The sequence below is a fragment of the Jujubicoccus corallicola genome, assembly GCF_047345645.1.
Classification (GTDB): Bacteria; Pseudomonadota; Alphaproteobacteria; order Rhodobacterales; family Rhodobacteraceae; genus JBLEFH01.
Window position 1 is genome coordinate 315,710 of record NZ_JBLEFH010000002.1, and the last position, 12,443, is coordinate 328,152.

Genomic DNA, 12,443 nt, shown 5'->3' on the forward strand with positions numbered 1-12,443 from the left:
ATGACCGAAACGCAAACCCGGCGGCACATCCCGGACCAACTCAGCTCGCCGTTTGAGAAGCGCCTGAAAAGCTGGGAGACGCTGCTTCTGGCCGTCGCTGTCGGGATCTTCATCCTCAACAGCTTCGCCTCGCCCTATTTCCTCAATGCGTGGAATTTGAGCGACGCGACCTTCAACTTCACCGAGAAAGCGATGATCGCCTTCGCCATGGCGCTGCTGATTATCTCGGGCGAGATCGACCTCTCCGTCGCCTCGATCATCGCGCTCTCCTCCACCGCCATGGGTCTCGTGATGCAAGCCGGGTTCGGCACGCCCGTGATCGTGCTGGCCGGGCTTGGCACGGGCCTTCTTTGCGGCGCGTTCAACGGCGTTCTGGTCACCCGGCTCGGCCTGCCCTCCATCGTTGTGACCATCGGGACGATGAGCCTTTTCCGAGGCATCAGCTATATCATCCTCGGCGACGGCGCGTTTCGCGGCTACCCGGAAAGCTTTGCCTGGTTCGGGCAGGGCTATGTGTTCTGGGTCATCACCGTCGAAATGGTGATCTTCGCGATCCTCGCCGTGATCTACGGCGTGCTGCTCCACAAAACCAATTTCGGCCGCGCCGTCTATGCCATTGGCAACAACCCGACCGGCGCGATGTTCTCCGGCATCCGGGTGGCGCGGGTCAAGATGATCCTGTTTCTGCTGACCGGCCTCATGTCCGGCCTCGCAGCGGTGTGCCTGACCTCGCGCCTCGGTTCGACCCGGCCTTCCATCGCCGCCGGGATGGAGCTTGAGGTCGTCACCATGGTTGTGCTTGGCGGGGTCAACATCCTCGGCGGCTCCGGCTCTATTCCGGGCGTGGTCATCGCGGCCTTCGTCATGGGCCTCGTGACCTTCGGCCTCGGGCTGCTCAACGTGCCGGGGATCGTCATGTCGATTTTCATCGGCCTGCTGCTGATCGGCGTGATCGCGCTCCCGCGTCTCTGGGAGAAAGCACGGAGGCGCAGATAATGGAAAAATATGCGTTTCGCATGGTCCTCCATGAGGGCCAGCTTGAAGAATATAAAAAGCGCCATGATGAGATCTGGCCCGAACTGATCACTGCTTTGAGATCGGCCGGGGTCGAAGATTATTCGATCCATTACGACCCGGAAACGCGGCATCTCTTCGCCGTGCTGTGGCGGCGCGACGATCACGATATGGCGGCGCTGCCCGCGCATCCGGCGGTCAAGAAATGGTGGGCCTATATGGCCGACATCATGGAGACGAACGCCGATGACAGCCCGATGGAAACGCCGCTGCAAACCGTGTTCCACCTGCCATGAGCGCGCCGCGCCATATCGCCGTTATCGACGTGGGCAAGACCAATGCCAAGCTGGCTTTGGTGGATTTGCGCAGTCTCGAAGAAATTGCGGTCGTCACGCGGCCCAACACGGTTCTGCCGGGGCCGCCTTATCCGCATTTCGACCTCGACGGGCATTGGCAGTTTTTTCTGGAGCATCTGGCGCAGTTTCACGCGGAGCATGGTGTTGACGGGATTTCGATCACCACCCATGGCGCGGCGGCGGTGCTGCTCGATGCGGATGGGTACTTGGCGACGCCGATGCTCGATTATGAGCATAGCGGCCCGGATGATCTCACCGCAGACTACGACAAACTGCGTCCGCCTTTTGCAAAGACCGGCGCGCCGCGTTTGCCGATGGGGCTCAATCTTGGGGCGCAATTTCACTGGCTCTTCGCGCGTGATCCGGACCTCTTGGCGCGGACGGCGCATATCGTGACCTATCCGCAATATTGGGGTTATCGGCTGACCGGGAAGCTGGCGACGGATGTGTCCTCGCTCGGCTGCCACACCGATTTGTGGCTGCCGCAATCGGGTGAGCCATCCGCACTGGTCGAGACGCTTGGCATCGCGAACAAACTCGCGCTCGCGCACAAAACCTCGGATGTTCTCGGCACCATCACGCCGGAGATCGCCGCTGCCACTGGCTTGCCGGAGGCGACGCCCGTTCTCTGCGGGATCCATGACAGCAACGCCTCTATGCTCCCGCATCTGCTCGGGCGAGACGGCGCGTTTTCCGTTGTCTCCACAGGCACTTGGGTCGTGGTAATGGCGGCGGGCGGCGAGACGCCCGCGCTCGATCCGGCCCGCGACACGCTCATCAATGTTTCCGCTTTTGGCGATCCCATCCCATCGGCGCGCTTTATGGGCGGGCGGGAATATGAGGTGATCCGGGGTCAGGGGGCGGCGGAGCCGAGCGCGGAGGATCGCGCCGCTGTGCTGGCTGATGAGGTCATGCTGCTGCCCGCTGTCGTTCCCGAGAGCGGACCCTTTGCCGGTCGCACCGCGCGCTGGACCCAAGAGCCGCCGACCGATGGCGCGCGGATCTATGCGCTCTCGCTTTATCTCGCGCTGATGACGGATGCTTGCCTGAGCCTCATCGGTGCCGAGGGGCCGACAGTTGTCGAAGGCCCGTTCGCCAAGAACGCGGATTTCCTCCAGATGCTGGCGGCGTGCCGGGAGGGCGGCGTCGAGATCGCGGCATCCGCGACGGGCACGAGTATCGGCGCGGCGCTGCTCTTTGAAACGGACGGGCGGCACGCGGCAACGACGCCGGCCCAAGGCGGAGAGACAACCGACCTCAAAGCCTACGCAGCGGCTTGGCGCGCGGCGGTGTCGTGAGTGGCGTCAGGCGCTGATCTCGAAATAGCCGAGCGCGGCGGAGGCGTTGCGGCTCGCCTCGCGCAGAAGCTGGATATATTCCGGCTTGCGCGTCTCATCGAAACGGACCAGCGGGAAGGCCACGCTGATCGCGGCGACCGAGCGGCCCGCATAATCGAGCACCGGCGCGGCCATGCAGCGCACGCCCGCCTCGCTTTCCTCGATCTCTTCCGCATAGCCCTGCTTGCGCGTCTGCATCAGCTGCACGAACAATTCCTCAGGCCGCGTGATCGTGCGCGGCGCGAGTTTTTTGAGGTCCATCTTCGCGATCCGCTCGCGGATTTCGTCGTCATCGCGAAACGCCAGAAGCGCCTTGCCGAGCGACGTGGAATGGAGCGGATTGCGGCGCCCCAGCGTCGATTGCATCGAGAGCGTGTAGGCGGAGTCGTATTTGTGGATATAGGCGACGCGCTGGTCAAAATCGTCGATCACGCCGAGATTGATCGACTCGCCCGTCGCGCGGGACAGCTTGCCCATTTCGCGGTCGGCGGCGCGCAGCAAATCCTCCTGCCCGCGCAAAATCCGTGCCCCGAGACCGAAGAGTTTGAGCGTCAGCCCGTATTTCTCCGTCTCCGGGTCCTGCTCGACATAGCCGAGATCAAGCATGGTCTGGAGCAGGCGATGCGCCGTGGTTTTCGAGGTCATCGCCCGCTGCGCAATATCGGCGAGGCTCGCCCGCTGATCCTCCGCCAGCGATTCGAGTACGGCGAACACTTTGAGCACAGCGGCGGCATTTTCAGTTTTTTGCGGGGTTTTGGCCATGGCACTCGTTCAGCAAATTTTGGAACCTCATTTTGAAACTGTTGGAATGGCCTGTCAAGATCATCTGTTAATGTCATAAAATTCATTTATTTACATTAACTTATGTTGATTTCGAGCGACCACATGCCGCCGCGTAAATTCCACGTTGATTTTCGAAATGGATTATGTTTCCTTTATTTTTAGAATAGCGTTCCGAAAATTGAATTCGGACAGAGGGAGGATCTTGAATGCACCCGCTCTTGCGGCAAAAGGATCAGTTTATCGCGCGCGGTGAGGTTGCCGCGCTGATCGAGCGTTTGGCGGATAATCTCGTGAACATCACCGATGAGACGGGTGAGTTCCTGCTGCATCTCGAAGATGGGCGCATTATCGATACCAAAGGCTGGGCCGGTTGGGAGTGGACGCATGGGATCGGGCTCTACGGCCTCCTCAAATACTGGGAGCTGACCGGCAGCGAAAAAGCCATGGGCATTATTTGCGACTGGTTCGATGCGCGGCTGCTCGAAGGGATGCCGACCAAGAACATCAACACCGTCGCGCCGTTTCTGACCCTCGCCTGCCTCTACGAGCGCGAGCCGAGCCCGCAATGGGAGCCTTATCTCGACACCTGGGCCGAATGGGTGATGCATGAGATGCCGCGCACTCGCGAGGGCGGTCTCCAGCATATCGTTTACAACAGCGTCAACGATCAGCAGATGTGGGACGACACGCTCATGATGAGCGTCATGCCGCTGGCCAAGATCGGGCAGGTGCTGAACCGCCCCGAGTATATTGAAGAGGCGAAATACCAGTTCCTGCTCCATGCCCAGTATCTCGCCGATACATCCAGCGGGCTGTGGTTCCACGGATGGACCTTCGATGGGAACCATAATTTCGCGCGGGCGCTTTGGGCGCGCGGCAATAGCTGGATCACCATCGCGATCCCCGAATTTATCGACATGCTCGACCTCAAGCCGGAGGACCCGTTGCGCCGTCATCTGCTCTCGCTTCTTGCCCGTCAGGCGGAAGCGCTGCGCGAGACGCAGGATGAGAGCGGCCTTTGGCACACGCTGATCGACGACAAGGACAGCTATCTCGAAGCCTCCGCCACGGCGGGGTTTGCTTACGGGCTGCTCAAATCCGTGCGCAAGCGCTATCTGCCCGCGGATTATGCGCCCGTGGCGCGCCGCGCCATTCGCGGCGTCATCGACAATATCAGCCCCGAAGGGGAGCTTCTCAACACGTCATTCGGGACCGCCATGGGCGAAGATCTCGATTACTACCGCCAGATCAAACTGACCTCGATGCCTTACGGGCAGGCGATGGCGATGTTTGCGCTGGCCGAATATCTGCGCGGATACATCTAAAAACACACGCGCGTTTTAGTGGAGGAAACCCTATGAACCGTCCAATCAAGACCCTGACAGCCATGGCGCTCATTCTGAGTGCCGGGATCGCCAGCGCCGAGACCTTGCGTTTCGGTTATGCCCAGAACGCCACGCCCACCGTCGAGGCGATGCAGAAATTCGGCGAGCTGGTGGCGGAGAAAACCGGCGGCGAAGTCACCATTCAGTATTTCCCGGACAGCCAGCTTGGCGGGGAGCGCGAAATGGTCGAGATGCTCCAAGGTGGCGCGCTCGACATTACCAAAGTATCGGGCGGGTTGCTCGAAAGCTTCTCGCCCATCTATGGCGTGTTCCCGCTGCCTTACGTCTTTGACGATCAGGAGCATTTCTACACCGCCATGGATAGCGCGGAGGTGATGGGGCCGGTTTACGAGTCGACCCGCAATCTCGGCTTTGTCGGGGCGACCTATTACAATTCGGGTGCGCGGAACTTCTACACCACCGACACCCCGATTGAATCCGTTGAGGATTTGCAGGGGCTGAAAATTCGCGTGCTGGAAAGCCCGACCGCGATCCGCACCATGGAGCTTCTGGGTGCAACGCCGGTCGCCATGGGGCAGGCGGAAGTGTATACCGCGCTTCAGCAGGGCATTCTCGATGGCGCGGAAAACAACGAGTTCGCGCTGACCATCGCCCGCCATGCCGAAGTTGCGAAGCATTACAGCTATGACGGCCACACCCGCATCCCCGACATTCTGCTGATCGGCACCAACGCGCTCGACCGTTTGTCGGACGAGCATCGCGCGGCGGTGATGGAAGCGGCAAAAGAGTCGACCGAATTCCACAAAACCGTTTGGGATGACGCCATCGAGGCAGAGCGCCAGAAATCCGCGGACGAATTCGGCGTGACTTTCTACGAGCCCGATGTCGCGCCCTTCCGCGAGGCCGTGACGCCGATCTATGACGAGCAGAGCGACGAGGCGAAGGCGTTGCTCGAAGCGATCCGCAGCACCGGCGGGAGCGAGTGATGAACGGGCTGCGCCGCGGATTAGACCTCCTCGTTGGGTTCGTCTGCTGCACGCTCTTGGCCACGCTGGTGATTGTGCTGGCGTGGCAGGTGTTCAGCCGCTACGCCCTCAACGCACCCTCATCGGTGACCGAGGAAATGCTGCGCTATGGCGTCATCTGGATGTCTCTGCTCGGCGCGGCCTATGCCACCGGGCAGGGGAGCCACCTCAGCGTGGATTTCCTGCGCGATTTCATGTCCCGTAAAAACCAGCTCCGCGTCGATGCGCTGATCTACAGCGTTTTCATCCTCTTCGCAGGCGCGGTGCTGATCTGGGGCGGCTTCAAAGGCGTCTCCATCGCCTCCAACCAGACCAGCCCGGTGATGCAGATCCCGATGAGCTGGGTCTATCTCTCGCTGCCGGTGAGCGGCGGCCTGATGATCCTTTATAGCGTTCTCAACCTTGTGGACCTGTCCCGCGGCATCACGCATCACGTCCATTCGGAAGAACAAGCAGAGCTGACGGGAGAATAGCCATGGCCGGACCCGCAAGCCTTATCATGATTTCCGTTTTCGGCGTGATGACGCTGATCGGAATTCCCATTGCCCTGTCCATCACCGCCGCCGCGATTGCCGCCGTGCTGCTCGTGGTGCCGATGGATATGGCGCTGTTCACCTCGGCGCAGAAGATGCTCGCGAGCCTCGACAGTTTCTCCCTTCTGGCGGTGCCGTTCTTCATTCTGTCCGGGGTGATCATGAATTCGGGCGGCATCGCGGTGCGGCTCGTCGATTTCGCCAAGCTGATCGCGGGGCGCGTGCCCGGCTCGCTCGCGCAAACCAATATCGCGGGCAATATGCTCTTCGGCTCGATCTCCGGCTCCGCCATCGCCGCCTCGACCTCGATCGGCGGCGTCATGGTCCCGATGCAAAAGCGCGAGGGCTATGATCCGGGCTTCGCGGCGGCGGTCAACATCGCCTCGGCCCCGACGGGGATGCTCATCCCGCCCTCGACCGCCTTCATCATCTACTCGCTCGTCGCCGGCGGCGCGTCCATCGCGGCGCTCTTCATGGCGGGCGCGGTGGCCGGCGCCATGTGGGGCCTCGGCATGATGGTGATCACCGCTTTCGTTGCGCATCGTCGCGGCTGGCCGCTCGCGGGCAGTGTCAGCTTTTCCGAGGCGATGCAGGTGATCGGCCGCGCGGTCCCAAGCCTGATGCTGATCGTTTTCATCATCGGCGGCATCATGCTGGGGATCGTCACCGCGGTGGAGGCGTCCGGCATTGCCGTGATCTATACGCTGCTCCTCGCCTTCGTCATTCACCGGACCCGGCCCGTCCGCGATCTGCCGCTCTTCCTGATGGAAACGGTGCATATGACCGGCACGATCATGCTCCTGCTTGCGGCCTCCGCGGCCCTCAGCTTCGCCATGGCCTTCACCGGCATCCCGGCGGCGGTGACGGCGCTGATCCTCGCGATCTCGGAAAACCCGATCATCGTGATGCTGATCATCAACATCGTGCTGCTGGTCGTGGGCTGTTTCATGGATATGGGCCCGGCAATCCTGATCTTCACCCCGATCCTGCTGCCGATTGCACAAAAGGTCGGCTACGACCCCGTGCATTTCGGTGTGGTGATGATCTTCAACCTCTCGATTGGAACGATCACCCCGCCGGTCGGCACCGGCCTTTTCGTCGGCGCCAGCGTCGCGCGGGTGAAAGTGGAGACCGCGATCAAGGGCCTCGGCCCCTTCTACCTCCTCCTTTTCGCAACCCTGCTGATCGTGACCTACATCCCGATCCTGACCATGTGGCTCCCGCGCTACTTTGGTCTTTGAGGGAGTGGGGCGTGATTGGTCAGAGCGCAAGAAACCTGCGCTCTGACTTTATATTGAGAGGCTGGTTTCTCAGTGCGCGGTGTGAAACCCGGCAAAGGAGCAAACCGGAGAGCGATCACCGGCTTATCTTTTAGCTGCCGATGACGACCTCTCCGGTATTTTCATCCTCGACAATCACGCCTTGAGAAGCGTTCCCTTTGCGATAAAAAATGGTAGTCAAGGGGCTGTCTGAACCCTCGTCAGGAACTGCGAGGGTGATGGGGGATTGAGAAGCTCTCAATAAAGCCTCATGCAGATCTTCGGGCGTCGTCTCGAACAGAAACACTGTGACGAGAAACGCGAAGCCCCCCTTCACGCGATAGCAGATCATCCCACTCTTTCGGTTTGGAAAGATCTGATCGGCAAAGGCGTCATCTTCGAAGAACATCTGCGCATTGCGTATGCCGAGAGCCTTGCTAAGGTCGGACAAGCCGCTTCTGGGCCCGGAAAAATAAATGTCCCTTGAAATGAAGCCATCGCTGTCGGCCATAGGGGCGTCCTTCCCAAACGTCTTTCCGCAATCGCTCTCATGCAAATCGAGCCTCGCCGCAAGGCAATCGTCAAGCGTCATCCGGAATGCAGCGATTTTTCAGAAGACATCATCACTCTATGAATGACACCCACGCCGGGAGCGCGATAGCATCGCGGCAAAGGGACAACAGCCGCGCTTCAGTGCGTTTGGTGCGGCATGGCGAAGAGAAGGACGGGATATGTTCGACGCGGATCACATAGAGGAGGCGGTGAAGTGGCGGCATGATTTGCATCGCCACCCGGCGCTTGGTTTCGAGGAGGAGCGCACCTCGGCCTTCATCGCGGGCCGCCTTGAGGACTGGGGATGGACTGTGCATCAGGGGTTGGCGAAGACGGGCGTCGTTGCAAGGCTCGGAGAAGGCGCGTCTCCGCTTGCTCTGCGCGCGGATATTGACGCGCTTCCCATCGAAGAAGCGACCGGGCTGCCCTATGCCTCGATTCATCCGGGCAAGATGCACGCTTGTGGCCATGACGGCCACACCGCCATGCTTTTGCTGGCGGCGCGGCAACTAGCGGCGGAGGGTGTGAACGGCGGCGCGGCCACGTTGATTTTCCAGCCAGCGGAGGAGAATGACGGCGGCGCGCGGGTGATGGTCGAGGAGGGGCTTTTCCGCGATCATGATTGCGAAGCGGTTTACGGAATCCACAACTGGCCGGGGCTTCCCGAGGGGCATCTTGCCGCGCGCGATGGCGAAATGATGGCGGCCTTCGCCGTGTTCGAAATCGTGATTGAGGGCAAGGGCGGCCATGCGGCGATGCCGGAGCAGAGCGACGGTGTGGTGGCCTCCGCGGGACGGCTTGTCGGGGCGCTTCAGGAAATTCCGGCGCGGGCCTTGTCCCCGCTCGATCCGGGCGTGGTTTCGGTCACGCAGATCCATACCGGCTCGGCGTGGAATGTCTGTCCGGATCGCGCTGTGATCCGCGGGACGGCGCGTTGGTTCTCCCAAGGGGCAGGGGATCTGATCGAGGCGCGGATCGCCGAAGTCGCGCAAGGGATCGCCGCCGCGCATGGTTGCCGCGCGCAGCTTGACTATCAGCGCCGCTATCCCGCGACGATCAACAGCGCTGAGGAAGCGGAGTTCGCGCGGCGCATTGGCGCTGAGATGGGCCTCGAAATCCCCGACACCGGGCCGAGCATGGCCTCCGAAGACTTTGCCTTCATGCTCAACGAAAAGCCGGGTGCCTATATCTGGCTTGGCGCCGCGCGCGAGGGCAAAAATCCGGGTCTCCATGCCCCTGATTTCGACTTTAACGACGCGATTTTGCCGCAAGGGGCGGAGTTCTGGGTCCGCCTCGTGCGGGCCGCATTGGCCTAGCCATAACGGCATCACCGGCGGATGCGTGTTGCCGTCATAGCAACGCGCTGTCGCCTGAAAGATGACTTCTCAGCCCTGCAAGCCCATGCCTAGGCTGAGAGAACGCGGCTCTTGATGCCTCATCCGTAGCTCGGTGGGCATTCTGTTCACGTCACGAAGCCGCAGCAAAGGGGGGAGCCGAATGGCAAGCATCACAGATATTCTCAGAGATTGGCGGCTACATTTGAGCGTGCTGATCATCACCATCATTGCCGAGCTGATCGGCGTGATCGCGGTGCCGATCGGGATCGGAAGCATCCTGCTCCTGCCGCTCCTTTATGCGTTTGTCATGGGCCTTGTGATCAACCCGAATGTGGTGCGCAAAGCCAGCGGATGGCTCAGCCAGCGCGAAGTGCGCGCCGCATCACCGCTCATCGTTGTTGCCATCATGCCCTTCATCGCGAAGTTCGGCACGATCATCGGCCCGTCCATGGAGCAGATCATCGCCGCCGGTCCCGCGCTTATCCTGCAAGAGCTTGGCAATCTTGGCACCATCGTCGTGGCCTTCCCCATTGCCGTCCTCGTTCTGGGCATGGGCCGCGAAGCCATCGGCGCGTGTTTCTCCGTCGCGCGGGAGCCGAATATCGCCATTATTGCGGATAAATACGGTTTGAAATCGCCCGAAGGCGCGGGCGTGATGGGCGTTTATGTGATCGGCACCCTGTTCGGGACTTTCATTTTCGCCATTCTCGCCTCGCTGCTCTCAACCTCGGGTCTCTTCAGCATCGAAGCGCTCGCCATGGCCTGCGGGATTGGGTCCGGCTCCATGATGGCGGCCTGTTCCGGGGCGTTGGCCCATGCGGTGCCGGAGCAGGAAGCGCAAATCCTCGCCCTCGCCGGGGCCAGCAATGTGCTGACCTACGCCACCGGCCTCTATTTGTGCATTTTCGTCGCCCTGCCAATCACCGAAAAACTCTATGACCTGCTGGGCCGCAAGACGCCCGACGCCCTTGAGAGCGGAGACCAATCATGAGCCAGCAAGACATCCCCGTCGATCACGAGGCTGATCCGCAATTGACCATCGCTGAACATGGCGTCGCGCTTGTCGTTATTTGCCTGATCGGGCTCGTCGGCAACACGGTCGCGACCGACAACACCTTCATGCAAGGCTTTGTCGGGATGATCATCCTCTGGCTTATTTCGATGCTGGGGCTGATCCTCACGCAAGCCGCGCCGTTCCGCCTGCCATCTGTCGCATGGATTTCGCTGATCGGGATCATTGCAACCATGCCGTGGACGCCCGGCAGCGCGTGGATCCTCGACAAGGTCAGCCATGTGAATTTTCTGACGCTGGCCACGCCTTGCCTTGCCTATGCCGGTATTGCGATTGCGCGGCGTGAGATCGAGATCGCCAAATCCTCCGGCTGGAAACTCTTTATCGTCGCGGTGTTCGTGATGAGCGGCACCTATATCGGCTCGGCCTTCGTCGCGGATCTGTTCCTCTGATCGCGATGATGAACCCGAAAGACGACAATCAGCGCCTTCTCTGTGACGCAGGGGAGGCGCTTTTTGCGAAAGAACCGGGGCTTGGCGAGATGCTGGGCTTTGACCCGGCGGCAATGGCGACGGACGGGGACCTCATCGCCGAGGTCTTGGCGCGCGCGTCGGACGACCCGCAAACACGCGATGGTATTCGTGCCGCCGCAAAGACCCATTTCCGCCCCGATGGCGCGCTTTTTCACATTTTGCGGGAAGATGTGATCGTCACCTCCCTGCGCGACGACGATCCCGCTGGACCCGCGGCGACTCTTTTCACCGCCAACGGCCTGCACTGCCTTCTGGGTTATCGCCTCACCAACGCGCTTCACCGGCAGGGCGAGACGGTCACCGCTCTCGTGCTCAAAACCCATTTCCTTCGCGCCTTCGGGGCCGACATCATGCCGCAAGCGACAATCGGCAGGCGTGTGTGGGTGGATCATGGGCTGGGTGTCGTGATCGGGCAAACCGCCATCATTGAAGACGATGTGAGCCTTTGGCACGGCGTGACGCTTGGCACAAACTTGGTGGATCGCGGTGCCTCCCGCCATCCCCGGTTGCGGCGCGGCTGCGTCATTGGCGCGGGTGCGCAGATCATCGGACCCGTCGAGATTGGCGAACATGCGGTCGTCGCGGCGGGCGCGACCGTGGTCGACGATGTGCCGCCCGGCGCCGTTGCCGTCAGCCCGAAATCGCTGATCCACGAAGGCCGCGCGCGCTCCGCCGCGGAAATGGGCATCCCGATAGGAGAGTTGCCATGATTGACAGCCTCGGTCTCGATCATGCCCTCGTCGCGGTGCGCGATATTGAGCGCGCTCGCAAGTTTTACATGGATCTCGGCTTCGCCAGCCGTGGGCTGAGCCAGCACCCGTGGGGCACCAGCACGGCGGTTTTCATCTTTCGCGACCAGCTTTTCGAGATCGTCAGCATCGCCTATGCGTCGCTTCTGGGCAGCTATGAGACCGGCGGATTTCGCTTCGGCGAGCATGTTGCGGAGCATCTTGCGCAGGGGGAGGGCGTTGCGCTGACGGCGCTGAATTCGCGGGATGCTGAGGCCGATGCGGCAGCGCTTGAGGCGCGCGGCCTGACTGTGACCGGGACCATTGATTTCGGCCGCGATTTGACGCGGGAGGATGGCACGGCGGACCGCACCAAAACCCGTCTGAAAATCCTCTACAACCCCGATTTCCCGCGCCTGTCGCTCTTCGCCTGCCAACAGTTTCGGCGCGATTTGATCGAATACCCGGAGTGGATGGCGCATCCTAATGGCGTCAACGCAATTTCGGGGATGACCATCCTTGCGGATGCGCATGAGATCCCTGAAATCGCGGCTTGGCTGGCGAAGGTCCATGACGTCGCGCCGAAGCGCGGCGGTGACGTGACCGCCATTTAGACCGCGAAGGGGGC

General features: G+C 61.3%; 14 protein-coding genes. 12 read left to right on the forward strand and 2 right to left on the reverse strand.

Annotation, left to right across the window (positions count from 1 at the left end; all coding sequences use genetic code 11):
- The 3 genes from ACMA5I_RS04305 to ACMA5I_RS04315 are packed head-to-tail and all read left to right on the forward strand — an operon-like array spanning position 1 to position 2,668.
- Complete coding sequence (locus ACMA5I_RS04305) at positions 1-996, forward strand: ABC transporter permease (protein ID WP_525885173.1); 996 nt, start codon at positions 1-3, stop codon at positions 994-996.
- Complete coding sequence (rhaM, locus tag ACMA5I_RS04310; RefSeq protein ID WP_525885003.1) at positions 996-1,310, forward strand: L-rhamnose mutarotase; 315 nt, start codon at positions 996-998, stop codon at positions 1,308-1,310. Before ACMA5I_RS04305 ends, rhaM begins: the two co-directional genes overlap by 1 nt.
- Positions 1,307-2,668, forward strand: coding sequence for an FGGY-family carbohydrate kinase (locus ACMA5I_RS04315; protein WP_525885004.1), 1,362 nt, complete (start codon positions 1,307-1,309; stop codon positions 2,666-2,668). Before rhaM ends, ACMA5I_RS04315 begins: the two co-directional genes overlap by 4 nt.
- A 6-nt stretch (positions 2,669-2,674) precedes the next feature.
- Here the strand turns inward: ACMA5I_RS04315 and kdgR are convergent, their stop codons facing one another.
- Positions 2,675-3,469: a DNA-binding transcriptional regulator KdgR gene (kdgR, locus tag ACMA5I_RS04320; RefSeq protein WP_525885005.1), complete on the reverse strand. Its 795-nt coding sequence runs from the start codon at positions 3,467-3,469 to the stop codon at positions 2,675-2,677.
- 227 nt (positions 3,470-3,696) lie between these two features.
- On the opposite strand from kdgR, the gene bglB reads away from it, so the two are divergent.
- Genes bglB through ACMA5I_RS04340 form a run of 4 tightly spaced genes read left to right on the forward strand, consistent with a single transcriptional unit; the run spans position 3,697 to position 7,635 of the window.
- The gene (bglB, locus tag ACMA5I_RS04325; RefSeq protein WP_525885006.1) at positions 3,697-4,815 is read left to right on the forward strand and encodes a beta-galactosidase BglB; all 1,119 of its coding nucleotides are present in this window, start codon (positions 3,697-3,699) and stop codon (positions 4,813-4,815) included.
- A gap of 32 nt (positions 4,816-4,847) precedes the next feature.
- Positions 4,848-5,822 (forward strand): TRAP transporter substrate-binding protein, encoded by a 975-nt coding sequence (locus ACMA5I_RS04330; RefSeq protein WP_525885007.1) that lies wholly within the window; start codon positions 4,848-4,850, stop codon positions 5,820-5,822.
- Positions 5,822-6,334, forward strand: coding sequence for a TRAP transporter small permease (locus ACMA5I_RS04335; protein ID WP_525885008.1), 513 nt, complete (start codon positions 5,822-5,824; stop codon positions 6,332-6,334). The genes ACMA5I_RS04330 and ACMA5I_RS04335 overlap by 1 nt, the downstream gene beginning before the upstream one ends.
- Before the next feature lie 2 nt (positions 6,335-6,336).
- A complete protein-coding gene (locus tag ACMA5I_RS04340) occupies positions 6,337-7,635 on the forward strand; it encodes a TRAP transporter large permease (RefSeq protein ID WP_525885009.1) in 1,299 nt (432 codons plus the stop codon).
- A 130-nt stretch (positions 7,636-7,765) separates the two neighbouring features.
- On the opposite strand, the gene ACMA5I_RS04345 is transcribed toward ACMA5I_RS04340, so the two are convergent.
- The gene (locus tag ACMA5I_RS04345; RefSeq protein ID WP_525885010.1) at positions 7,766-8,164 is read right to left on the reverse strand and encodes a hypothetical protein; all 399 of its coding nucleotides are present in this window, start codon (positions 8,162-8,164) and stop codon (positions 7,766-7,768) included.
- Between the two features lie 220 nt (positions 8,165-8,384).
- Between ACMA5I_RS04345 and ACMA5I_RS04350 the strand changes: the two genes are divergently transcribed.
- The 5 genes from ACMA5I_RS04350 (at position 8,385) to ACMA5I_RS04370 (ending at position 12,429) form a co-directional block, all read left to right on the forward strand.
- Complete coding sequence (locus ACMA5I_RS04350; protein ID WP_525885011.1) at positions 8,385-9,521, forward strand: amidohydrolase; 1,137 nt, start codon at positions 8,385-8,387, stop codon at positions 9,519-9,521.
- 181 nt (positions 9,522-9,702) lie between these two features.
- On the forward strand, positions 9,703-10,533 hold the full coding sequence (locus ACMA5I_RS04355; RefSeq protein ID WP_525885012.1) for a DUF3100 domain-containing protein: 831 nt from the start codon (positions 9,703-9,705) through the stop codon (positions 10,531-10,533).
- Positions 10,530-11,006: a hypothetical protein gene (locus ACMA5I_RS04360; RefSeq protein ID WP_525885013.1), complete on the forward strand. Its 477-nt coding sequence runs from the start codon at positions 10,530-10,532 to the stop codon at positions 11,004-11,006. The genes ACMA5I_RS04355 and ACMA5I_RS04360 overlap by 4 nt, the downstream gene beginning before the upstream one ends.
- 8 nt (positions 11,007-11,014) lie before the next feature.
- Entirely contained in the window at positions 11,015-11,797 is a 783-nt protein-coding gene (locus tag ACMA5I_RS04365; protein ID WP_525885014.1) for a serine O-acetyltransferase, read from the forward strand.
- Positions 11,794-12,429: a VOC family protein gene (locus ACMA5I_RS04370; protein WP_525885015.1), complete on the forward strand. Its 636-nt coding sequence runs from the start codon at positions 11,794-11,796 to the stop codon at positions 12,427-12,429. The genes ACMA5I_RS04365 and ACMA5I_RS04370 overlap by 4 nt, the downstream gene beginning before the upstream one ends.
- Positions 12,430-12,443 lie beyond the last annotated feature (14 nt).

Coding starts and splice junctions, on each gene's coding strand:
- ACMA5I_RS04305 (WP_525885173.1), top strand. CDS start 1: ATGACCGAAACGCAAACCCGGCGGCACATCCCGGACCAACTCAGCTCG.
- rhaM (WP_525885003.1), top strand. CDS start 996: ATGGAAAAATATGCGTTTCGCATGGTCCTCCATGAGGGCCAGCTTGAA.
- ACMA5I_RS04315 (WP_525885004.1), top strand. CDS start 1,307: ATGAGCGCGCCGCGCCATATCGCCGTTATCGACGTGGGCAAGACCAAT.
- kdgR (WP_525885005.1), bottom strand. CDS start 3,469: ATGGCCAAAACCCCGCAAAAAACTGAAAATGCCGCCGCTGTGCTCAAA.
- bglB (WP_525885006.1), top strand. CDS start 3,697: ATGCACCCGCTCTTGCGGCAAAAGGATCAGTTTATCGCGCGCGGTGAG.
- ACMA5I_RS04330 (WP_525885007.1), top strand. CDS start 4,848: ATGAACCGTCCAATCAAGACCCTGACAGCCATGGCGCTCATTCTGAGT.
- ACMA5I_RS04335 (WP_525885008.1), top strand. CDS start 5,822: ATGAACGGGCTGCGCCGCGGATTAGACCTCCTCGTTGGGTTCGTCTGC.
- ACMA5I_RS04340 (WP_525885009.1), top strand. CDS start 6,337: ATGGCCGGACCCGCAAGCCTTATCATGATTTCCGTTTTCGGCGTGATG.
- ACMA5I_RS04345 (WP_525885010.1), bottom strand. CDS start 8,164: ATGGCCGACAGCGATGGCTTCATTTCAAGGGACATTTATTTTTCCGGG.
- ACMA5I_RS04350 (WP_525885011.1), top strand. CDS start 8,385: ATGTTCGACGCGGATCACATAGAGGAGGCGGTGAAGTGGCGGCATGAT.
- ACMA5I_RS04355 (WP_525885012.1), top strand. CDS start 9,703: ATGGCAAGCATCACAGATATTCTCAGAGATTGGCGGCTACATTTGAGC.
- ACMA5I_RS04360 (WP_525885013.1), top strand. CDS start 10,530: ATGAGCCAGCAAGACATCCCCGTCGATCACGAGGCTGATCCGCAATTG.
- ACMA5I_RS04365 (WP_525885014.1), top strand. CDS start 11,015: ATGAACCCGAAAGACGACAATCAGCGCCTTCTCTGTGACGCAGGGGAG.
- ACMA5I_RS04370 (WP_525885015.1), top strand. CDS start 11,794: ATGATTGACAGCCTCGGTCTCGATCATGCCCTCGTCGCGGTGCGCGAT.